The following is a 21,152-nucleotide window of genomic DNA, read 5'->3' as shown; positions in this document are numbered from 1 at the left end:
CCCGGCCCTCGACCTGGTAGGTCTTCGTCCAGGTACTGCCGCACTTGCAGTGGTAGGTCTCGACCAGTTCACCGACAGCAGACACGGTCATGCCGTCCTTCACGCGGACGTGTATGTGTTGATCCATGACGGTACCTGCTGTTCTGTCGGGCGGTGATCCGCTCAGTCTGGGCGCAGCAGGGACCCTTCGCAATGGTCTGTCCGATAGGCGGACAAAACGTAAGCCTTCTCTCCGGGGCTCGCTGGGCGCGGTCGCATGCCGGTGGCCCAGGTTTCCTCTTTGTCTCCGAGCGAAGATCGCTCATGCGCGGGGTGACGCGGTGGGTGTCGGCGGCCGAGGTGGTGGTGACGACGGCGGTCCGGGCACCGGAGTCGGCGTGTGCGGCGAGGACTCCGCCGGCGACGAGGGCTTCGTCGATGACGGGTATGTCGGCGGTCGTGGCCTTGGTGTCCGAGGCCGTCTTGCCGTCCTCCCCGAAGCCCTGCAGTCCGAACTCGCATAGGGAGGTGCCGGCCGCTTCGTCCTGCTCGCGCTTCTCCACCATCAGGCAGGCCAGTGAGCGCCCGGGGACGATGGCTTCGGCGCCGGACCTCTTCCGCAACCGCACCGGGCCCGGCCGGTCCGGGGCGCCCTCCATCCGGCAGAAGCCGCCCAGGGACGTGGCCAGCCACAGCTCCAGGTCCTGGAACGCGGTCCAGGCCGTCGAGTGGGGCGGGGCGGGGTGTCCTCCCAGTGGATCCTGTCCTCTTTGCGCAGGCCGGCGGCTCGGGTGAATCCGCGGATGCGCAGCGGCACGGCGAGGTGCCCGCCTTCGGCGAGCTGGGCGGTCCAGCGCCAGGGGGGTGAGCCGGGTGCTGCGAGTGACGAACCTGGCGAAGAGTCGTGTCCTACCGGCTCGAGGCGCGGCCCACCGCCCCCGCTGCGTCCTACTCCTCCGGCTCCCAGGCGCGGAGCAGGTCGAGCAGCCCTGCGTCTCCGTCAACGTGCAAGGAGTCGGCGGGGATACGGTCGTACAGGTAGAGGACCAACTCACTGGCCGTGCCATGGACGGAGACGCCGGCTGCGTCCGAGTCCTCGCCGGTCGCGGCAGCGGGCGCGGGGATGCGGGTGGAGCGTGCGCCGTCGCCGTCGACCGTGAGGCGCCACGAGCGGCCCTCGGCGGTGTGGAAGTCGAAGGCCGTGGGCTTGTGCGGCCAGGCACTGGGCGTCGCGACGCAGGTGAACAGGAACTCCTCGACACCGTCGAGTGCGACCTCGGCCGGCAGCGGCTGCGGGGCGCCCGCGGCGAGCTGGGCGTCGTAGGTGTGCACCGCGCTCTCCTGGACCCGGTGCCGGGCGACTCCGCCAGAGGTCCGAGGCGTCTGCAGGGCACTCCACCACGCCCAGCAGCCGGCGTCCGGTCCTGCCTCGCGCAGGGCGTTCAGCAGAAGTTGCGTCGACGCGGCCAGCCAGGCCAGCAGCGCCTCACGCTCCCGCGGCACTTCCAGAGCGGCGCGCGCAGCGGCGGCCCCGGCCGGGGGAGCGTCGGCAGGCCCCGCGCCGACGATGGCGGCCCAGTAACGGTCTCCCCCTCCCAGGTGCTTCACCAGATCGAACAGCGTCCACCCGGGGCAGGTCGGCACCTGTGCGTCGAGACTGGGCGCGGCGGCGACCGCGCTGCGGAAGGCGGTCGACCGTTCATCGATCAGTCGCAGCAACTCGGGGAACTCAAGACTCTTTTCCACGCCGGATGTCTATCACCGTGCTCCGGTGATCGGACAGCGATTTTCACAGTCGCCGCCGGTTGGCCATTGCGGAGGTCGTCCTCACCTCCCACCGCTCGGGCGCCATGCTGCGCACTGCTACGGCGCTCTGAGCGCCGGGTCCGGCGCGAAGCCGAGGCCCTCGTTCAGCGGGGCGGGTTCAGTCACGGGGTTCCTTCTTCAAGGGGGAGGTGCGGTCTACGGATCACACGTCACGGGCGTCGGGCGGCGTGGAGTCGGCGCAGGGTGCGGTGGCCGCGCTCGGTCACCTCGGGGTCGTCGTGGCTGGTTCCGTAGGCGATGCCGGAGACGGCGTCGAAGGCGGCCTCGCAGTCCATGCGCAGCTCCTCGGTGGATGTGAGGGGGCGTCCGTAGCCGTCGAGGAACGCGGCGCGCAGGTCCGGCCGGCCGGTCCAGGTGTCGCTGAGGCGCACCAGGTCACGCGTCGCCGTCCCGTACTCGGACCGCTCGAAGTCGAAGAGCAGCACTGCGCCGTTGTCGTCGAGGAGGACGTTGCGGTACTGCAGGTCCCCGTGGGTGGGTACGAGCACTGGCTTTGGCAGGTCGGCGTAGGTGCCGGCCAGGGCGAGGACCAGGTCCTCGTCGCCTTCGGCCAGGTACGGGCGGGCCCCTTCCAGGTGGCGCCTGACCTTGTCGGCGGCCGTCGCGGACTCGGCGGGCCGCTCGGGCGCGCTGCGGTGGAGGGTGCGGACGAGACGGCCCAGATCGTGCTGGATGCGCGCCTCCTCGACGGCGGGGAGGACCATGCCGGGCAGCGGGTGTCCGGCCAGCGCGCTGACGACGACGGCCTGTGCCGCGGGGTCGGCTGCGACGAGACGGGGAGCCTGCGGCCCGAGCGCCGGCACCCACGACCGGTACGCGGCGACTTCCCTCTCGTGGAACCTCCGCCCGCGGTGCCGCTTGAGGTACCAGGTGCCACCACCGGCCCCGGTGAGCCGCCACACCCGGCTGCCGGTGCGTACCCAGGAAACCTCCGACGCCTGCGCGATCCGGCCGACCGCCTTCTCGGCGAACACGCCCAGTCCGTAAGGCAGTTCCCACTCACCGGTCGGAGGGCCGGGCAGGAGGCGGGTGCGGTCGGGCCCGTGCGGGCGGTGTTCGACGGTGTCACCCGGCTGCTGAAAATGGACGGCGGCGGGCAGGCGGGCGCGGTAGGCGTCCAGACCTGCGCGGCAGTACGCCACCATCGGCGCGGGGAGGGCCTCCAACGGGTACCAGCCCATCCCGTCGCAGCGGTCCGGCTCCATGACCCGGGGCTCGCCGTTCCACCGGCGCACCTCGAAGAAGACCCCGAGCCGCGAGCGGGATCCCGTCGGGGGGTGGTGGTGGACGGTGACGGCCGCGGTCACGTCCTCCGCCGCGATGAGTACGCCCGTTTCCTCGCGGGCCTCCCGGATCACGGCCGTGACCATGTCCTCGCCGGACTCGAGGTGCCCGGACGGGAGATGCCATAGGCCTGACGCGTAGACCGGTCCGGCTCGCCGTGACAGCAGGACCTCCGGGCCGCTCCCGCCGTCGCGGCACAGGACGAGGTGGACGTCGACCGGCACGGTGTGCCGGTCCCCGCCGCTCACGGCGACGTCCCGGAGCGGCGCGCGGGGCGGGTGTCGGGGAGTTGGCGTGGCGGGCGTGGTGGGGGTGGTCATACGGTCGCTTCCTGCGGTTCGCGGTGGTCGGGTTGCCGTCGGCCAACCGATGGGTGGGGCGCCTGCTGTTCCGGGGCGGCCGGGAGCGGCCAGGAGAGTTCTGCCGGGCCGGCACCGGCGCTGACCCACTGGGCGCCGTCGGGTTCGAAGTGGAGCCGGTAGGAGGAGGGGGAGCCGGCGTTCCGCCAGCGGGTGGCGGTGCCCTGGATCTCCTGCCAGATGTCCCGGGGCCCGCAGGACCTGACCGTCCACCCTCCAGTGCCGTCGGGGCGGGCGGTGATCCAGGACTCGCACGCAGGCGCGCCGACGACCAGGTGATCGGCGGCCCAGTCGCGGACCAGACCGGGGTGGACATGGTCCAGCGCCAGCCACATTCCCCGCGCCTCGTCAGCCGGCGGGCCGCTCCGCGTCGTGTGCGTGCTGCTGCCATCACCGGCGGCGATGCGCTCCCGGAAGCGGGCGTTGAGGAAGATCTGCGTGCGGCCGTCCCCCGGGCGGTGCCCGAGCTTCACCGCCTCCAGGTGTGCTTCCACCTGCCCGGCGGGGGACCGGGTGATGAGGGCGAGGCCGGGCCAGGACGGTGAGGACGTCGCCAGGCTCGCCAGCGCGAGACCGCCCGCGGCCAGTTGCTCCGGCCAGGCGGCGGGCACCCGGGTGACGGCGTAGGAGACGAAGATCCTGTCGTACGGCGCCTGCGGGGGCCAGCCGTCCTGCCCGTCCCCGGTCACCGCCAGAGGCCGGTGCCCGAGCGCGGCCAGCCGCTCTCGGGCGGCAGCGGTGACGTGCGGGTCGCGGTCCACCGTGACCACCCCGGCATCCCCGGCGATCGTGCAGGCGACTGCCGCGGTCACCCCGGCGCCGGTCCCGATGTCCAGGTAGCGCTGTCCCGGCTTCACACCCAGCCGGTGGAGAAGGCCGACGGTCATGCCGACCGTGCTGGACATGGCCGTCATCGAACCGCCCGACCGCGGGCTCGGTACCCGGCCCAGGATCGGCTCACCGTCGTGCTGCACCAGCACGCTTCCGCCGCCGTACAGCAGCCCGACCAACTCCTCCCGGTCCGCGGACACGCTCCAGTCGAGGAGGTCCCAGCGCGCCGGGACCTCGTCCGGGGCGCTCCGCCGCACGTAGGCCTGCGGCATCAGCACCTCCCGCCGCACGGCCAGGAAGGCGTCCCGGATCGGGCCCTGCCGGAGGTGGCCGGCGGCTTCCAGCCCGGCGACCATCTCCGCCCGGGCGGTCTCCGTCCTCTCGTCGGGGGAGGCTTCGCTCCAGGCGGGCGGCACGGTGGGATCGGCCACGTACGACTCCTGACGTGTGGTGCGGCGGGGGCTGGGCGCGGGAGGCTGGCACGGGAGGCGGGGCGCGGAGCGCGGGTTGCGGGGTGGTCAGGCCCAGCCGAGTTCGGTGTAGGGGCGGCCTGCACGGATGCCCTCGATGGCCGCCCTGGTGTAGGGGACGATCGGTTCGGGGAGCACGTCGGCGGGCCACCATCCCCAGGAGACGCACCGGTCCGGCTCCAGGACCTCCGGCGTTCCCGTCCACTGCCGTGCGCGGAAGACGAACCCGATGCGGGGCTGTGCGCCGGGCCGGTCGAGCGTGTGCACCACGTGGGCCAGCTCGACGTCGGCCGGGTCGATCAGCAGGCCGGCCTCCTCCTTCGCCTCGCGGACCAGGCAGGCCACCGCGGATTCCTGCTCGCAGTGTCCGGCGAGGAAGTGGTGGGTGGCCCCGGCGTATGCCGCGTCGGGGTGCCGCAGACCGAGCAGGACCTGGCCATCGCGTTCCAGGTAGAGGTGTACGCCGACGATGTGGGGCACGCCGGTACTGCCGGCCTTCGGCGCATCCGGCCCGAGAGCCCGGGGCCGGGTCGCCGCTGCCGGGTCGCCGGACGAGCGCTCGGCGTGTTTGCGTACGAGTTCCAGAGTGGAGGGGCTCAGTCGCAGGCGGGGCATGGCGTCCGGGTGGAACCAGGCGAGCATCACACCCTCGGTGAGGTGAAGTCCGGCGGGATCTCCGTTCCACCGTGCGGCGAAGATCTGGAGCATTACGGTCAGGCCGTCGGTGCCGGTGGCAGGCACGACCGCGAAGGGCTCCACGGCGGCCGGCTCGAGCCCCGCTTCCTCACGGAGTTCACGGCGGACGGTGTCCTCCAAGGAGGCGTCGCCCGGCTCGCGTCCGCCACCAAGGAGGGACCAGGCTCCCGGTTCCCAGATGCCGGGCACGTCATCGCGCAGGTGGAGCAGGTAGCGGCCGTGGCCGTTGTGGATCAGTGCCGAGGCGTTGGTCGGCTCGATCCGGCCGTCGAGCGCGGAGGCGCAGAGCTTCGTCCGCAGGGGCGGGGACGTGACCTGGCGGAAGGGCAGCCACACAGCGGCCGAGACCTCATCGGGCTGCACCGTGATCTCCGCATCGCCCTGGACGAGCGTGAAGACGAAGCGGAAGTCGTAGTGCTGGTGGGCGCCTACTCCTTTGGACGGGTTGGCGTCGATGTCGTGGACGTCGATGTCGAAAGGAAGCGTGCCGTACTCGGCGGTGGCGCACAGGGCGCCGGGCGGAATGCCGGCCTCCTCGTGGACCTCGCGCAGTGCCGCTTCCGGCAGCGTCCGGTCGCCGTCCTCGACGTGTCCGCCCGGTGCGAGCAGCTTGCCCGTGGCGTTGTGACGGATGTGGAGGACGCGGCGGTGGCGGTCGACCACGACCGCGCTGCACGTCACGTGTCCGGGCAGGGTGGAGCGGCTCGTGGGGTTGTCGTCGCCGTCGAGCGCCCGCAGGAGGGGGTCCAGCTGTGTTGCTTCGGTCGGGTGTTGTTGCAGGTAGGAAGCGACGAGATCGTGGATGTGCGGGCCGGTGGGCGGCAACGCGGGCCTCACAGTTCGTAGAGGGGGCGGGGAAGGCGGGGGGACGGGGCGTCAACACGGCGGCCACCCGCCGGTCGAGGGCACGGGGCGGAACCGGGATGTTCGATTACGGCGGAGGTTTCGGGGTGGGCCGGATGGGGATTCGCGGGATCCTCCGGATGGGTGCATGGGTGGTACTGGTGCTCTAAGAACGGCTCCCGATCGGGCGAGTCACGGTCGATTCGGGGGCGGATGGTGAACGAATGTTCTGATCGGCCCTGGTGGGCTTGGCCTGCCTGCGGTGGCGGCGTTGAAACTCGCTCGAACAGGGACCGGTCACCCGTGCGGGGGATTGTGGAGCGTAGGCGCAGACGCCGCATCAGGTCCGTTCGCGCCTCGCCAGGGAGGCCTGGCCTGTCCGCGTGTCCACCTGTCCACATGTCGCAGGGAGTGTCAGTGGCCGGTGCGATGCTGACGCCAAGAACTCCGCTCACGGTGATCAATGGGGGGCCCATGCCTGAACGATCAGGCTCCGACTCGTCCTCGGTCGGCTTCGACTCGGCTTGGTGTGCCACCGACTTGGGTGAATACCGGCCCTGCCTCTCCACCTACGAGTACTACCCGTACGAGAGCCTGCCGCCTCTTGACTCCACCGAGTTCACGGGTGCCTTCCCATGGCTCGGTGGTACCGGCGAACCTGTCCCGGAACACGTCACGGTGCTCCATCGCTTGGCAGAGGACCTGGCAGCCGAGGGCTTGACGCTGCCACGCGACTTCGCCGCCTTCCAGGCCGACTCGAAGCTGCACGGCTCGCTGGATGACGTTTCGGTGACCGGCTGTTGGACCGATATCTCAGGTCCCTTGCCCAGTCCGGTCGAGCCTGGTGCCTTTCTCGTGCGCTTCCTGCGGGACCAACAGGACTGCGTCATCTGGTACCTCTACATCCGTCCTTCGGGTGAGGTGTCCGTGGTGCACTCCCCTCTCGACTACGAGTACGAGTACCAGGCTCGGCGCGATGGGGCGGAGACGGAGACCGATCTCGACGATGCGGAGGGGCAAAGGGCCGCCATCCTCTGGTGTGCGCCTTCGTTCGAGGAGTTCGCCTATCGGTTCTGGATGGAGAACCGTCTCTGGTATGCCGTCAACGGCAATGACCTGTCCGGACTCGAGCCTCGGATGCGTGACTACCTGCGCCACTACGCACCGCCCGGGATGTCTGCATGACCGTGCAGCCGTCCGGGCGGCCGGGCCGATTGTGTGGTGGCGAGACACATCGGATGTGGACAGCCGGGCTCAGGCGACGTTCGCGGGCGGGTGCCCGTCTGGGCGTACGGAGGTCCCGCCGGCCTGCGGCTGCGCTGGTTGGGCGCGAGTGACCGGAGGCGATGCCGCAGGCAGGCGGCGTGGCCCAAGGGCCCCGGCTGTCTGGCCCTCATGACGGGCATCAGACGACGGTCAGCCGGTCCACCAGCAGCTCCACCCTGCGCTCGGTGTCCTCCGGCGGGAGCCGTCGCGCCCGGGTCAGGGTCGCCATCCCGTGCAGGGACGCCCAGAACACCTCGGTGAACAGGCCCGGATGGACCCCGTCCCCGGCGACCTCGCCCAGGCTCTCCAGCAGCGCGGCGAAGGCGTCCTTCAGAGGCTCGGGGGTGTCCTCGTGCGCGAACGCCAGGCCGCCGTCGAGCTGGAACATGGCGTCGTAGACCGCCGGGTTGCGTGCGGCGAAGTCGAGGTAGGCGCGGGCGAGGGAGGCGATCCGGGCGCGGGGAGCGTCTGCGGCAGAGGTCGCGGCGCGCACCGCCGCGGCCATCTCGGCGGCGCCTTCGAGGGCGACGGCGCCGATGATCTCCCGTTTGCCGCGGAAGTGGCTGTAGAGGACGGGCTGACTGTATTCGATGCGCTCGGCGAGCCGGCGGGTGGTGACCGCGTCCCAGCCCTGCTGCTCGGCGAGTTCGCGGGCCGTCGCCACGATGAGGCGCTCGCGTTCCGCCCGTTCGCGCTGCTTGCGTTCCTGTACCGACATGGTCCGATCCTAGCACTGCTAGACAATCGAGCGGCAGCAGTCTAGCGTTGCCTCATCAGCTAGCAGCGCTAGATTCAAGAGGGGTCGTCATGCTCAACGCACTCCAGGTCTTCACCACGGTGGTCGTCGGCGTGATGGTGGGGGTGGAGTTCTCCGTCGCCTTCGTCATCAACCCGATCCTCAACGCCCTCCCCGAGGACAGCGGCCAACTCGGCCGCGCCCACGGAGGCCGGATGCTGGGCGCGGTCATGCCGGTCTGGTACATCGGCTCGCTCGCCCTCGTCGCGGTCTGGGCCGTGGCCGGATGGCACCACCACGGCACCGGCCTCGTCGTCACCGCCGGCGCGCTGCTGATCCTCAGCGTCATCATGTCGATCCTGCTGCTCGTCCCGATCAACAACCGCGGCAAGACGTGGACCCCCGAGAACCGGCCCGCCGACTGGAAGGAGCAGATGAACCGCTGGGACCGCTTCCACTACGTCCGCGTCGCCGTCATCATCGCCGCCTTCGCCCTACTGGTCGCCGCCCTCATCTGACCCTGCCGGCCGACATCGGACGGGCTGCGGCGCCGGGCCGACGGCCCGGGTGTCAGACTCGGCGGCGCCGCCGGACGCCGCGTCCCCCGGCTCCTCCGCCCGCGGCCCGTAGTGCAGCACTGCACGGTCACGGGCCGGTTGCTGCGGAGCACCCGCCGATCCGGATGACCCCGTGCCATGACGGCGCCGGGAGTATCCGGCATCACCTCGGTCCGGGCTCAGCCGCCCAGGGGGAGGTATGCCGAGTTGAGTCGGTCGAGAGACCAGCCTCCGCCGCCGGGACTGCACTTCAGCGCCGTGTCGGCCGTGGAGGACGCATGGGTGCCGGTGTTGAAGTTGGCGTTGGGGGTGTTGGGCAAGAGGCCCATGTAGTACTGCCCGGCCGAGGTCCACACGCACTGGTGCAGGTTGAGGGTGTGGTTGTCCGACAGGTCGAAGGATTGAACAGCGGAGTTGGCCGGCAGTAGGCTCCAGCCGCCCCCGCCCGGACCGCAGGACAGCGTGGTATCCGCGGTGTGGGAGACGTTGGTGCCCGAGTTGAAGTTGACGTTCGGCGTGTTCGGGAGCACGGCCGTGTAGTGCTGCCCGGCCGAGAAGTACACGCACTGGTGCAGGTTCAGGTACCGGCCCGCGGTGAGGTCGAAGGCCTGCACCGCCGAGTTGGCGCGAGCAGGACTCCAGCCCCCGCCCCCGGGGCCGCACGAGAGCGCCGTGTCCGGCGTGCTGGAAACATTCGTACCGGTGTTGAACGCGGTGTTCGCCGTGTTGGGCAGCACATTCGTGTAATGCCCGCCACTGCCGACATAGACGCACTGGTGGAGATTCAGATAGCGCTCGGCCAGCCGTGGCGCCTCCGGCTGCGCCGCCACGGCGGTACTTGCCAGAGTCAGGCCGATGGCCCCTGCAACTGCTCCCGCGACAAGGGAATATCTGCGCATGGCGCGCTCCTCCGGATCCGACGGCGCCCATCAGGGCATATACGGATCAAACTACTGATGCGAAGCCCGGCGGAAGGCCGGAAGCGCACGGTGCACCCCATTTGGCCCCATCGCACGGATGCCCGTGTTCCCTTCGAGTCCCGGCGGCTGTACAGCGGAGATCGCCGAGAGCAATCCGGCTGCCGTGTGGGCGAGCTGCCAGTCGCGGCCTGGCTCTGCCGTGACGAAGGCGGCCGCACCCACCGGATGCGGCCGCCTCGCGCAACTACTCGGGTACTAGCGGCAGTTGTGTGCTCCACTGACTGCCGTGCCGACCGTGAGGTCGACGAGGTTGCCGGTCAGGCCGGGCACCACGACGTGCGCGGCGGTGACGGTCAGGCCGGTGTCCGCGCCGGGCGTCGGTGACTGCTCGTTGACGGTGATCCGGCCGCCGCCCGGCAGTGCGACGGTGCTGTTGGGCGCGGTGGGCACGGTCACCTGGGCGCCCGCGATGCGGAGTGTCAAGGTTGCCGATCCGGTCGCGGCGGCGCAGGTGCTCCGGGATTCGGCGGTCACCCCGGAGATGTCGATCACCGGTACGCCCGGCAAGCCGATGCGCACCTTCTCGATCTTCGAGGTGGCCTGTGAAGTGCCGGGCGCCAGGCTGGTGGTCACCTCCGGGCAGAGGGTGCCGGCATGCACGAGCAGCGTGCCTGCCGAGGCCGCGCACGGCGTGTCGGTCCGGGATGCCTTGGCGGTACGAACCGGTCCGGTGTCCGGGGTCGGCGCGATGGACAGTGAGACGAGCGGAAGGCGTACGGAACCGCTCAGACCGGTTGCCTGGCCGGTGTAGTGCTCCAGCCGGGCCTCGGCCGCGTCGCGCGAGCCCAGGTAGTACGCGTCACCGGCGAAGTCCGTCGTCACCGGGACGGTCGCCGCTGCGTTCAGCGGCTGGTCGACCGAGGCGATGGTGCAGCGCGCGGTGCCGTGCTCGTCCGTGGCCGCCGTGCACGACTGCCGGGCGGTGCCCTCGCCCAGTGCGAGGTTCACCGAGCGGCCCCGAACGGGGGTCGTGCCGGTCTCGCCTTCGGTCAAGTCGGCTGAAAGGACCGCCGGTTCGCCGTTGGCGACGCGTTTCACGCCGGTGTAGTGGAGGTCGGTGGGCAGTTTCAGGATGGTGAAGTCCACCGAGGTGGAGCTGGGCTCGTACCTGGCCGTCCCCGAGTAGCTGACCTGCAGGGCCTTGGTGCCGGGCGCGTCCGTCGGCGTGAGCTGGCAGGTGGCGTTGCCCGACGATCCGGGAACCGTGGTGCACGAGGATCCGCCGAGCGTGAACCTGACCGTGCCGCCGGTGACGGCGCCGTCGGCACTCGTCACCCGTGCCGAGGCGCTGAACGGAGCGTGGTAGGGCGCGGAACGCGGTCCCGTGTAGGTGACGGTGGTTGCCTTGGGGGCCGGTGGGTTCGGGCCGGGGTCTTCATCGGGCTGCAGCAGGGGGTCGTACACGTACTCCGTGATGCTGGGGAAGTCCTCTTGCGCGGCGGCACCGGAGCCCGCACCCGAGGGGGCCGCGCCGCCTCCGCCGGGAGCCGGGGTCGGATTGGCCTGAACGACCTTCGTGTGGCAGTCCCGGTCGAGCTTCTCGTCGCAGTTCCAGTGGTACTTCTGCTCGAAGGGAACTTCCATGGTCTGCGGACCGCTGTTCAGGTCCTTGCAGTCCTTCGACGAACGGTGCCAGTGGAAGGTGAACGCGTGCTTGTTCACGCCGTACCGGGTCCATACCTTCTGACCCCGGGGGACGACGATGCTGAACGGCAGCGTCACCGACATCGACGACGTCACCGTGGTGCCCTTGCTCAGACCGCCCGACGCGGACGCCTTGAACTTGTCGAAGCCGTACTCGATGCTCCAGTTCTGGCTCCAGGTCACCGACTCGGACCGTGTCTTGTCCTCGGTGACCGACATGGTCCAGCGGCCGCCTATGTCGTCCGGGCTTCCGAAGGTGGGGGTGAAGTCATACCATTTGTCCGGCAGGACTTCGTCGATCACCATGGTCAGCGGGTCCATCGTGCACGCACCGGCCACAGGGGTGATGGTCCAGCGCTGACGGTCGAACCCGAGGTAGGCCCCGCCGATGACCTGGGGCGGGTCTGCGCTGAGGAAGCGCTCCGTCTTCGGGTTGAAGATGACACGTCGATCGACCGTGGACGTCTGCCATTCCTGGTAGGGATTCTGCTGGTTGGGGTCGCAGGGCATCGTGTAGATCCGGCCCTCGGCGTTGCCGTCGAGGCAGAGTCCGGTCTGCACGTTGACGAGGGTTTTGCCCACGGCCTGCCACTGCTGCGTGTAGTTCTCGCCGTCCGGTGCGCAGGGTTTGGAGTAGACGTGACCCTCGTAGTCACTGTCCAGGCAGTTGTGGAACTCCTGGTCGGAGATGGTTGCGGCGGTGTTCGCGCCTTCGAGTGCGTTCACGGGCCGTGATGCGGCGGCCACCGCGCTGCTCGGCGGTCCGGCGAGTCCCAGGCCCAGAACCAAGGCCAGTGCTGCTAACAGGGCGAACAACCTGCCCCGGCCCTCCCCCGTACTCATGCTGTCCGGCTCCTTCCTGACGGGAACGGGGACCCCCTCGAACGACTTCCTCGCCGGCCCGCCGTTTCGGAACACGGGGGACGAGTCATTCCTCCGAAGTCGCGGTGCCATTCCGGGCCGCGGTCCGCGTACCCGTTCCCCGCCGTCGAGGCCCTTTCGGCCTCCTGCGAATAAGTGGCCCTCACGCAACCATCGCGTCGAAGGGCATGTCAACGCACGGGTGGTGGAGCTTTTGTGATGCCGGTGTACAGCCTCACCAGCCGGTATCCCAACCGATCTCGGAACGGGGGTGATGGCCACCCACTCGGTCGTTGAGGCTGAAGCCGGTCACCATGACCATGTCCGAGTCGTGGGCCACTCCTCAGCGCTGCCGGTATCGGCTCCAGCATGCTGCCGGCCGGACACCGGGCCGGACGACATCCGACCCGGTGTCCGATCCGATGCGTGGTGGCCGGCGCTCACGCCACGGCCGGCATGGAGGTCAGGACGAGTTCGCCGATGCCGTGGGGACGCGGCGGAACGCCGCTTCCCTCACCGTTTCCCCAACGGCCCTTGTGCGTCACCCTGGTTGGCAGAGAACCTGAACAGCACTCATCTTCTTCGTCATCCATCGGAGACGCCCCCACCATGAGAAGACTGATCGGCACGCTCGCGGCCGCAGCCCTGGCCCTGACCGGCCTCGCCACCACCGGCTCGACCACCGCGGTGGCGGCCACCACCGGCACCTTCAACGTCCTCACCTACAACGTCGCGGGCCTTCCGGAAGGCCTGAGCTCCGGCAACCCGAAGAAGAACACCCCGTTGATCTCACCGCGTCTGGCGGCGTACGACATCGTGAACGTCCAGGAGGACTTCAACTACCACGCGGCCCTGTACGCGGGCGACAACCACCCGCACCGCACCGCGACCAGCGGTGGCGTGCCCTTCGGTGACGGTCTCAACACCCTCTCGGACTACGCCTTCGAGGACTTCCAGCGGGTGAAGTGGAACAAGTGCACGGGTACCAACTGCCTGACTCCCAAGGGGTTTTCGCTCGCCCGGGTCCGCCTCGCCGAGGGCGTCTTCGTGGACCTCTACAACGTCCACACCAACGCCGACTCCACGGACGACGCACTGGCCGCCCGCCGAGCCAACGTCGAGCAACTGTCGGACTTCATCCAGGCGAACTCGTCCGGCAACGCGGTCATCGTCATGGGTGACACGAACACCCGGTACACCCGCAGCGGCGACAACATCCGCACCCTCGCCGACGAGAACGGGCTGACGGACCCGTGGGTGCAGCTGGTCAAGGGCGGCGTCCGGCCGGAGCAGGGCGCGGATCCGCTGCTGTGCCCGACGACGGCGCCGCCGAACGGCTGCGAGGTCGTCGACAAGGTCCTCTACCGCGGCAGCAAGCTCCTGACGCTCGACGCCACCCGCTACAACAACGACTGGGCGTCGTTCCTGGACTCCGCGGGCGGCAACCTCTCCGACCACTTCCCGCACACGGTCGACTTCTCCTACACGCTCAACTCCTCCCTGAGAGCGAGCGACTTCTTCGGTGGCCCGCACGGCACGGCTTTCAACGACGCGGACGACCTGCCGGCGTCGGGGTCCCCGCGCACCCTGACCCTGCGCGGCAGCTCCCGCCTGGACGCGGTGACCCTGACACACGACGGCGGCACGGCCCTCACCCACGGCGGCACGGGCGGCATGGCGACGTCCCTGACGCTGGCCTCCGGCGAGCACCTCACCGCCGTCAAGCTGACACGGGGCCAGAAGGACGGCCATACGCGGATCTTCTCGGCGTCGTTCACCACGGACAAGGGCCGCACGCTGTCCGCCGGTACGGCGACGGCGGACACCAAGACCTTCACGGCACCGTCCGGCTGGCAGATCGTCGGCTTCACGGGACGGGCCGGCACCGAGATCGACAAGCTGGGGGTGCTGTACGCGCCGATAGGCTGATCACCCCGTCACCCCGTCACCCCGGTACGGCCGGCGGCTGCAGGCTCCAGGCTCCAACGGTCTCACCTCGGCCACGTCCGTTCCGGGTCGGTGGCGAACCGCAGCACGGCTCACCCCTGTCAGCACAGTCCGTGGAGCGGTGATCGGCAGCGGTGCTTACCAGTCGCCGAGGACGAGGCGTCCGCCGACCTTGCCGAGGACGGCGCGCACCGCTCCGCACGCTCCCTGTTCCAGGCGCACCGACGCCCGGCTCCGCAGGACGTGGCCGACGCCGCGGTGGTCGTCGACGGCGTGCAGCAGCGCGGCGGCCTGGTCGAGGAAGTGGACCGCCTCGGTCAGGCGTCCCGGCTCACGGCACGCCATGCCGAGAGCGGCCAGCGTGAAGGCCTGTCCCCGCACGTCGCGCAGGGCGCGGAACCTGCTGAGCGCCTCGCCGAAGTGGCACCGCGCCTCGGTGAACCGGTCCTGGTCGTAGGAGAGCTGGGCCGGCTCCGCCAGCATGGCGGCCTCGTGCCGCTGGTCCTGCATGCGCTGTGCCGCGGCCAGCGCGGCTCCGGTGATCCGGGTCCGGAAACCCAAGTGGTTCGTGCGCAGGTCCACCGTGTTGTACGCCGAGACCAGGTCGCACACGAGGTGGTCCAGGCCGATCGCTGCGGCGCGGTCGACGGCCACGGCCAGCGCGGCCTGGTCGCCGTCGAACCCGCCGAAGGCGTCTCCGAGCGTGAGCTCGCGCAGGACCCGGTCGCCGACCTCGTCCGGCACCGTCCCGTGCGGCTTCGGCGCGGCTGACCTGGGGGCGAAGGACTGCTCGCGGCGATCCGGTGCAGCAGGGAGATCCAGCCGCGGACGACGCGGGCGACGGCCTCGAACAGCTCGAAGGCCGACTCGGAGGCCTCGGCCTGCTCCCGGGTGAAGATCCGTACGAGGTCGTGGAGGCGATAGCGCGACCCAGGGACTGGAAACTCAGTCCGATCGTGCTGCGCACCGCGAGGTCGCCCACCGCCAGCTCGTCGAGCAGTCGACGCTCGTCGGTCAGCCGTCGGTGAGAGCGCGGGTCAGCGTGGCCGGTATCTGCGTGCGGCCGGTGAAGTCGGCGGGGGCGGGCGGCAGGTGCGCGGGAGGCCTCGCCTGCAGAGCCTGGAGAGGCCGGACGCGTCGGGCCGGGCAGTCGCGGCCGCAGCGCCCTACCGTGGGACGCATGCGGCTCCTGCTGACCTCGGACACCCACCTCCCCACCCGGGCCCGCTCACTGCCGGAAGCCCTCCTGGCGGCTGTGGACGACGCCGACGCCGTCATCCACGCCGGGGACTGGATCGACGAGTCCACCCTCGACCTGTTGGAGTCCAGGAGCCGCCGGCTGATCGGCGTGTACGGCAACAACGACGGCCCGGGCCTGCGCCGCAGGCTTCCGGAGGTGGCCCGCGCGGAGCTGGAAGGAGTGCGCTTCGCGGTCGTGCACGAAACGGGAGCGGCCGCCGGGCGGGAACGGCGCTGTGCCGCACGGTTCCCCGACGTGGACGTGCTCGTCTTCGGCCACAGCCACATCCCGTGGGACACGACCGCCGGGAGTCTGCGCCTGCTCAACCCGGGCTCACCCACGGACCGCAGGCGCCAGCCCTTCTGCTCGTTCATGACACTGACGGTCGCTGACGCGAAGGTGAACGAAGTGACGCTCCATCGCCTGCCCCCGCGGCCCTGACTCTCTCAGACCGCACGGTTCGCGGCTGACAGATCATCGGGGAGGTGCTTATGATGCCCGTGATGAACAACTTCCCTTCTTACGGATTGGGGGAATCGTCCACGCAAGGTGAGTGCTGATGGCACCTCACTTCGTGGAACCGATTCCCGCCCACCTGCTGATGTGGCAGCGCGTACGCCATTACGCCGTGCCACCGTCCATGATCGAGAACGCGACCGCGCGCCGTGCGGCCGGAGACTGGGCTGGAGCCTGCGCCACCGCCCGGATTGACGTCGATCTCGATCTGCGCGCCGTGCGCGCCCGCCACGGCACCGACTTCACCACCCGCCTCCGGGCAGATCTGCGCCGCCTGGCGCCGGATCTGCTCCGCTGGAACATGCCCCGCATCGCCCCCGACGGGCGGCTGCGACCCGGGCTCACCCTTGCGCTGGCCCGCTACGGCGGCCCGGGCTCCACGGCGCCGCAACTCGTCGTGCGGACCCCGCCTGCCTGGGCGGACGCAGGCCAGCGGATGTCCCTGACGCTCTGGGAAGACTCGCGGGACGGCGCACCGGAGCACCACCCGCACCCCCACCCCGACCGGCGCTTCCGGCTCGATCTGCACCGCCACCTCTGGGATGCCGCGCGCAGCTCCGAGCTGGCACAGCGGTGCGGCGCCGACGCACCGGACCGAACCGCTGAGCGGGATCCCTCGTGGCCGCCGGACCACTGGACCCACGAGGCGGAACTGCTCCTGCGGGCCGGGGGCCGTCCTCGCGGGGCTCTCACCGTGCGGCTCGGAGCGCGCAGCCACGCCCTGCTCGAACTCGTCGCCCCCGACGACAGCCACGCCCCGGTCCTGCGGCCGGTACGGGAGGCGCCGACGCCGCAGCAGATCGCGGCGCTCCCGCTGCTCCCGGAGGCCGCTGTCCGCGGACTTCCGGACCTGGAGCTGCTGCGGGCCGGCCTGCTCCGCGCCGAACAGCTGCACCCGCTGGTCGCGGCAGCACTGTCCGCGCCCGCAGGCACGGCCTCCGCCACCGGTCCGGCGGCCCCGCCCGGCTCCGGAACGCCGGCGGACCACCCGGCTCCCGGGCCGGCGGATCCGCACCGGGTCACGTGCCAGGGGGAGGTCCACCGCATCGCGCTGCGCGACGGGACATTGGCGGCGGTCGACCACGATCAGGCCCAACTGGCCCGTGAGGAACTGCTCATGGCGCTCGGCGGGCCCGGACTGCCCTGTCTGAGGGCGATCGACACGGTGCACCGCAGCCCCGAGGCACTGCCCGCCGTCCGTGAGCGGCTCGGCCACGGCGACGTCACCGGGGCGCTGGCCGTGGTCGAGGGGCTGCTCGGTCCTGGCGCGGTCCTGCGCGAAGGACCCCTGCGGGATGCGCTGGAGGCGGCCGTATCCGGCCGGCTCGACCACGGGCTCTTCCGCTCGGGGCTGGTACCGGTGCACCCCGCCGCAGCCGTGACGGCGGGAACCGGCCACCGGCCACGGCTCGACCGCCGTCTGCCGTGGGAGTTGCACCGCAAGCGGGGCAGCCGTACCCGCCCGCGGACCGGCCTGTAGATCTCCGCAGTGCCCGGGTCCGCGCGCCCGGGCGGCGGGCGCGGCGACCTCCTCCGACCGCCCCCGTACCTGACCCGCACCGGCACCGGACCGGACCGGGCCCGCCTCCGTCGCCCGAACGCGACCCCGACAGCTCCTCCGCGTACCGCACGCACGGCGCCCACGCCGGCGTGCGCTGATGAACGACGACGACATCCGGGACGGCTCCCGTCCCCGCACACACCCAGGTGATGACCATGACCTCGACCACCGTCCTCTCCATGCCCGCGCCCGCGCCCGCGCCCGCGCCCGCGCCGGTGCCCGAGCCGGTGCCCGCGACCGAGCCGCGGCCCGCCGACCGCCCGCAGCTCTCCCTCGCCGAAAACCTCCTGACGCTCCTGCGGACGACCACGACGGAGCCGCGCCCCGACGAGCAGTTGGAGGCGCTCACCCTGGCCGTTGCGGCCGACCTTCCCGTGCTGCTCTGGGGCGAGCCCGGCATCGGCAAGACCGCCGCGCTGACCCAGCTCGCCGCCTCCCTCGATCTGCCGCTGACCACCGTGATCGCCAGCGTCCACGAGCCGACCGACTTCTCCGGGCTGCCCATCGTGGGCGAGGACCCGGCAGCGAACGGCGTGCCCATGGCTCCGCCGCAGTGGGCCGTGGAGCTGGCGCGCGCCGGACGCGGGCTGCTCTTCCTCGACGAACTGTCCACCGCCACCCCCGCCGTCCAGGCCGCGTTGCTGCGGGTCGTCCTGGAGCGGAAGGTCGGCGCTCTGCACCTGCCGCCCGGCGTACGGATCGTGGCCGCGGCCAATCCGCGTGCGTCGGCCGCGGACGGCTGGGAGCTGAGCCCGCCGCTGGCGAACCGGTTCGTGCACCTGTACTGGGTGCACGACCGGGACGTGGTGGTGCGCGGCCTCGGCGGGGTCTGGCCGCGCGCGGAACTGCCCCGGCTCGACCCGGCGGCCTTGCAGGAGGCGGTGGCGTTCGCCCGCCGCGCGGTCTGCGGCTTCCTGAACGCCCGGCCGACGCTGATCCACCGGCTGCCGACCACCGAGACGCGGCGCGGTGGCGCCTGGCCCTCGCCCCGCAGCTGGGAGGCCGCCATGACCCTGCTCGCCTTCGGCACGGCCGCCTCCGTATCCCGGGACGTGCTGGCGACGCTGGTCCGCGGTGCCGTCGGGGACGGTCCCGGCCTCGAACTGCTCGCCCACATCGACCGCATGGAACTGCCCGACCCGGACTCGCTGCTCGCCGACCCGGCCGCCGCCGAACTGCCCGAGCGCGGCGACCTGCGCCAGGCCACCCTGGAAGCCGTGGTCGCCGCCGTCGGCGCGCGCCCGGAGCGGGAGCGCTGGGAAGCAGGCTGGGCGGTGCTGGTCAGGGCGCTGGAGACCGGCGCACCGGATCTTCTGGTGGCCCCGGCGAAGGCACTGGCCGCGCTGCGCCGCGACGGCTGGGAGGTCCCGGAGGCGGTGGAACGCCTCGCCGCGGTCGTCGGCCTCGCGCGGCGGGCGGAGGAATCGGTGGCCCGTACCGCGGCCGCCGCCGACGCCAAGAGCGCGGCGGGTGGCCGCCGATGAGCGGGACCGTGAGGCAGCCGCTTCCGCGCCCGCTTCCGCGCCCCATGTCCCCGCCCCCGCCGCCGCGGCCGGTGCGGGCCGCGGTCCCCGGGCCGCCGCCGGGCCCCGTAGTCCCGTTGGACAGGGACAAGTTGCTGGCGGCGAGGTTGTACGCGGTCGCCGTCCGGCCGTACCTCGCCGGCGCGCTCTTCGCGCTCCACGTGGTGGAGGACCGGTCGGTGCCGACCATGGCGGTGGACGCCCACTGGCGCTGCTACGTCTCGCCGTCCTTCGTGGCGCGAACTCCTTTGGAGGAGCTCGCGGGCGTCTGGGTGCACGAGGTTTCCCACCTCCTGCGGGACCACCACGCACGCGGCGCGCGGTACGCCCGGGAGCACGGGGACCAAGGGGAGCGAGGGGAGCAAGGGGAGCGAGGGCCGGGACAGCGGCTCCGGCAGAACATCGCGGCCGACTTCGAGATCAACGACGACATCTACGGGGACGGCCTGCCGGAGCCGGCGGGGGTGGTGCTCCCGGCGATGATGGGCCTGCCCGAGGGGCTGCTGATGGAGGAGTACCTGCGGCGGTTCTCGATGGCGGGCCGCACCCCGCAGCTGGCCTGGCTGGACTGCGGCAGCGGCGCCGACGGGCACGCGCGCCCCTGGGAGCTGGGGCCCGAGGGAGCGCACGGTCTGAGCCGGCAGCAGCGCGACGCGGTGCGCTTCCGGGTGGCCGAGGCGATCACCGGCCGGCCCGGGGACGCTCCGGAGGGGTGGCGGCGCTGGGCGGACGAGGCGTTCCACCCTCCCCAGCCGTGGCGACAGTTGCTCGGCGCGGCCCTGCGCGCGGCCGTGGGCGCGCCGGGTCCGGGCGAGGACCACAGCTACCGTCGCCCGTCCCGCCGCTCCGCCGGCGTCCCCGGCGTCGTGCTGCCGAGCCTGCGCCGGATGCCGCCCCGGGTCTGCGTCGTGATCGACACCTCGGGGTCGGTGAGCGATGCCGAGCTGGGCGGCGCGCTGCTGGAGGTCGCGGCGATCTCACGGGCGGTGGGCGGGCGGCGCGACCTGGTCTCGGTGATCTCCTGCGACGCGGCGGCGGGCATCGCCGTTCCGCTGTGCCGGGCCGAGAACCTCGAGCTCATCGGCGGCGGCGGTACCGACCTGCGGTCCGGCTTCGCCCGTGCGCTCCGCTCCCGCCCCCGGCCGGACGTGATCGTCGCCCTGACGGACGGCCAGACGCCTTGGCCCTCCGTGCAGCCGTCCTGCCGCACGGTCGTCGGCCTCTTCCCCCGTCCTCCCCGCACCGTGAACGAGGCAGACCCGGACTACATCCCCGACGCCCCGCCCACCTGGGCCCGCGTCGTCCACATCGGCTGAGCGCGCCCTCCCGGAGACGCGCGGCGGGTGCGGACTGGCCGGTGATGCCCCGCCGGCTCGCCGGCCACCGACCGGTTGGCGGCCCTCACCAAAGCTTGTCGATCTCCCCTGGATACAGCTCGATGCGGGAGTGAGGGAACGATGCCTGCGCCTGACGGCCCGCAGCCGAGAAGAAGTCCGACATCGTGACCTTGTCGAAGCCGGGCTGATCGCTGGGAAAGGGAGCCTGCCGTGTTCCTCCGATGAGTACGGCTCCCGGAAGGACACGCCAGCCGGCGCTCTCATAGAACGCCTGCAGCGGGCGATCACACGTGAACAGGCCCAGGTCCAGGCTCTGGGTGATCATCCTCTCCCGCGCCGCTGTCACCAGCTGCCGGCCATACCCACGGCCGCGTGCCTGCTCGCTCGTCACCACCGTGCTCAGCCCACCAGCCGAAAAGCGCTGACCGGCATGGACGATCTCTTTGAACAGGATGTCCAGCGCGGCCAGTACGGTCCCCTCGTCCACAAGCAGCAGCGACAACGGGCGCAACGCAGGATCGTGGGTCGGGGCCTCAACAGGAGCGTCCGGCCCGGACTCGGACGGCCATGCCTGCTCTTGGATCTCTCTCACCTGGACGCGCAAGTCGGCGGGAGTGGCTGCTTCTGGGAAGGACACGATCTGCACGCGCCGATTGTCCTCACGCCCGGCGCAAGCGCAAGCGAAAGAGTCAGCA

At 71.4% G+C, this 21,152-nt stretch carries 17 protein-coding genes; 7 read left to right on the top strand and 10 right to left on the bottom strand.

What is annotated here, in order from left to right:
- Positions 1-68: 68 nt before the first annotated feature.
- From ACZ6I1_RS19475 to ACZ6I1_RS19455, 5 genes are all read right to left on the bottom strand, one after another.
- On the bottom strand, positions 69-545 hold the full coding sequence (locus ACZ6I1_RS19475; RefSeq protein ID WP_469288721.1) for a hypothetical protein: 477 nt from the start codon (positions 543-545) through the stop codon (positions 69-71).
- A gap of 382 nt (positions 546-927) precedes the next feature.
- A complete protein-coding gene (locus tag ACZ6I1_RS19470; RefSeq protein WP_469288719.1) occupies positions 928-1,725 on the bottom strand; it encodes a maleylpyruvate isomerase family mycothiol-dependent enzyme in 798 nt (265 codons plus the stop codon).
- Positions 1,726-1,955: 230 nt separating this feature from the next.
- Positions 1,956-3,410: an NUDIX domain-containing protein gene (locus tag ACZ6I1_RS19465; RefSeq protein ID WP_469288717.1), complete on the bottom strand. Its 1,455-nt coding sequence runs from the start codon at positions 3,408-3,410 to the stop codon at positions 1,956-1,958.
- Positions 3,407-4,711: a protein-L-isoaspartate O-methyltransferase family protein gene (locus ACZ6I1_RS19460; RefSeq protein WP_469288715.1), complete on the bottom strand. Its 1,305-nt coding sequence runs from the start codon at positions 4,709-4,711 to the stop codon at positions 3,407-3,409. The genes ACZ6I1_RS19465 and ACZ6I1_RS19460 overlap by 4 nt, the downstream gene beginning before the upstream one ends.
- Positions 4,712-4,798: 87 nt before the next feature.
- Positions 4,799-6,283 carry an NUDIX domain-containing protein gene (locus ACZ6I1_RS19455; RefSeq protein ID WP_469288713.1) on the bottom strand — a complete coding sequence of 495 codons (1,485 nt, stop codon included), beginning with the start codon at positions 6,281-6,283 and terminating at the stop codon, positions 4,799-4,801.
- A 480-nt stretch (positions 6,284-6,763) separates the two neighbouring features.
- Here ACZ6I1_RS19455 and ACZ6I1_RS19450 point away from each other — a divergent pair, with 480 nt between their 5' ends.
- A complete protein-coding gene (locus tag ACZ6I1_RS19450; RefSeq protein WP_469288711.1) occupies positions 6,764-7,474 on the top strand; it encodes a hypothetical protein in 711 nt (236 codons plus the stop codon).
- A gap of 220 nt (positions 7,475-7,694) precedes the next feature.
- Here the strand turns inward: ACZ6I1_RS19450 and ACZ6I1_RS19445 are convergent, their stop codons facing one another.
- Positions 7,695-8,273 (bottom strand): TetR/AcrR family transcriptional regulator, encoded by a 579-nt coding sequence (locus tag ACZ6I1_RS19445; protein WP_469288709.1) that lies wholly within the window; start codon positions 8,271-8,273, stop codon positions 7,695-7,697.
- An 89-nt stretch (positions 8,274-8,362) separates the two neighbouring features.
- On the opposite strand from ACZ6I1_RS19445, the gene ACZ6I1_RS19440 reads away from it, so the two are divergent.
- The gene (locus ACZ6I1_RS19440) at positions 8,363-8,809 is read left to right on the top strand and encodes an anthrone oxygenase family protein (RefSeq protein WP_469288707.1); all 447 of its coding nucleotides are present in this window, start codon (positions 8,363-8,365) and stop codon (positions 8,807-8,809) included.
- 218 nt (positions 8,810-9,027) lie between these two features.
- On the opposite strand, the gene ACZ6I1_RS19435 is transcribed toward ACZ6I1_RS19440, so the two are convergent.
- Positions 9,028-9,747, bottom strand: coding sequence for a hypothetical protein (locus ACZ6I1_RS19435; RefSeq protein ID WP_469288705.1), 720 nt, complete (start codon positions 9,745-9,747; stop codon positions 9,028-9,030).
- Between the two features lie 276 nt (positions 9,748-10,023).
- A complete protein-coding gene (locus ACZ6I1_RS19430) occupies positions 10,024-12,315 on the bottom strand; it encodes a choice-of-anchor P family protein (RefSeq protein WP_469288703.1) in 2,292 nt (763 codons plus the stop codon).
- A 627-nt stretch (positions 12,316-12,942) separates the two neighbouring features.
- Between ACZ6I1_RS19430 and ACZ6I1_RS19425 the strand changes: the two genes are divergently transcribed.
- Entirely contained in the window at positions 12,943-14,262 is a 1,320-nt protein-coding gene (locus ACZ6I1_RS19425; RefSeq protein WP_469288701.1) for a jacalin-like lectin, read from the top strand.
- 156 nt (positions 14,263-14,418) lie between these two features.
- Here the strand turns inward: ACZ6I1_RS19425 and ACZ6I1_RS19420 are convergent, their stop codons facing one another.
- A complete protein-coding gene (locus tag ACZ6I1_RS19420; RefSeq protein ID WP_469288699.1) occupies positions 14,419-15,024 on the bottom strand; it encodes a hypothetical protein in 606 nt (201 codons plus the stop codon).
- A 436-nt stretch (positions 15,025-15,460) separates the two neighbouring features.
- Here ACZ6I1_RS19420 and ACZ6I1_RS19415 point away from each other — a divergent pair, with 436 nt between their 5' ends.
- From ACZ6I1_RS19415 to ACZ6I1_RS19400, 4 genes are all read left to right on the top strand, one after another.
- Entirely contained in the window at positions 15,461-15,961 is a 501-nt protein-coding gene (locus tag ACZ6I1_RS19415) for a metallophosphoesterase family protein (RefSeq protein ID WP_469288697.1), read from the top strand.
- 118 nt (positions 15,962-16,079) lie between these two features.
- Positions 16,080-17,516: a hypothetical protein gene (locus tag ACZ6I1_RS19410; protein WP_469288695.1), complete on the top strand. Its 1,437-nt coding sequence runs from the start codon at positions 16,080-16,082 to the stop codon at positions 17,514-17,516.
- Positions 17,517-17,752: 236 nt separating this feature from the next.
- Positions 17,753-19,081: an AAA family ATPase gene (locus ACZ6I1_RS19405; RefSeq protein ID WP_469288693.1), complete on the top strand. Its 1,329-nt coding sequence runs from the start codon at positions 17,753-17,755 to the stop codon at positions 19,079-19,081.
- A gap of 44 nt (positions 19,082-19,125) precedes the next feature.
- Positions 19,126-20,436, top strand: coding sequence for a vWA domain-containing protein (locus tag ACZ6I1_RS19400; protein ID WP_469288898.1), 1,311 nt, complete (start codon positions 19,126-19,128; stop codon positions 20,434-20,436).
- Between the two features lie 85 nt (positions 20,437-20,521).
- On the opposite strand, the gene ACZ6I1_RS19395 is transcribed toward ACZ6I1_RS19400, so the two are convergent.
- Positions 20,522-21,103, bottom strand: coding sequence for a GNAT family N-acetyltransferase (locus ACZ6I1_RS19395; protein ID WP_469288691.1), 582 nt, complete (start codon positions 21,101-21,103; stop codon positions 20,522-20,524).
- Positions 21,104-21,152: the final 49 nt, after the last annotated feature.

Source organism: Streptomyces sp. NPDC046303 (genome assembly GCF_055588085.1).
Note: the sequence above shows the minus strand (reverse complement) of the source record. Positions and strands in the feature narration are given on the sequence as shown.

Excerpts from the sequence above, each read along its gene's own strand:
- ACZ6I1_RS19475 (WP_469288721.1), bottom strand. The coding sequence starts at position 545 with ATGGTGGAGAAGCGCGAGCAGGACGAAGCGGCCGGCACCTCCCTATGC.
- ACZ6I1_RS19465 (WP_469288717.1), bottom strand. The coding sequence starts at position 3,410 with ATGACCACCCCCACCACGCCCGCCACGCCAACTCCCCGACACCCGCCC.
- ACZ6I1_RS19450 (WP_469288711.1), top strand. The coding sequence starts at position 6,764 with ATGCCTGAACGATCAGGCTCCGACTCGTCCTCGGTCGGCTTCGACTCG.
- ACZ6I1_RS19445 (WP_469288709.1), bottom strand. The coding sequence starts at position 8,273 with ATGTCGGTACAGGAACGCAAGCAGCGCGAACGGGCGGAACGCGAGCGC.
- ACZ6I1_RS19440 (WP_469288707.1), top strand. The coding sequence starts at position 8,363 with ATGCTCAACGCACTCCAGGTCTTCACCACGGTGGTCGTCGGCGTGATG.
- ACZ6I1_RS19435 (WP_469288705.1), bottom strand. The coding sequence starts at position 9,747 with ATGCGCAGATATTCCCTTGTCGCGGGAGCAGTTGCAGGGGCCATCGGC.
- ACZ6I1_RS19430 (WP_469288703.1), bottom strand. The coding sequence starts at position 12,315 with ATGAGTACGGGGGAGGGCCGGGGCAGGTTGTTCGCCCTGTTAGCAGCA.
- ACZ6I1_RS19425 (WP_469288701.1), top strand. The coding sequence starts at position 12,943 with ATGAGAAGACTGATCGGCACGCTCGCGGCCGCAGCCCTGGCCCTGACC.
- ACZ6I1_RS19415 (WP_469288697.1), top strand. The coding sequence starts at position 15,461 with ATGCGGCTCCTGCTGACCTCGGACACCCACCTCCCCACCCGGGCCCGC.
- ACZ6I1_RS19410 (WP_469288695.1), top strand. The coding sequence starts at position 16,080 with ATGGCACCTCACTTCGTGGAACCGATTCCCGCCCACCTGCTGATGTGG.
- ACZ6I1_RS19405 (WP_469288693.1), top strand. The coding sequence starts at position 17,753 with ATGACCTCGACCACCGTCCTCTCCATGCCCGCGCCCGCGCCCGCGCCC.
- ACZ6I1_RS19400 (WP_469288898.1), top strand. The coding sequence starts at position 19,126 with ATGTCCCCGCCCCCGCCGCCGCGGCCGGTGCGGGCCGCGGTCCCCGGG.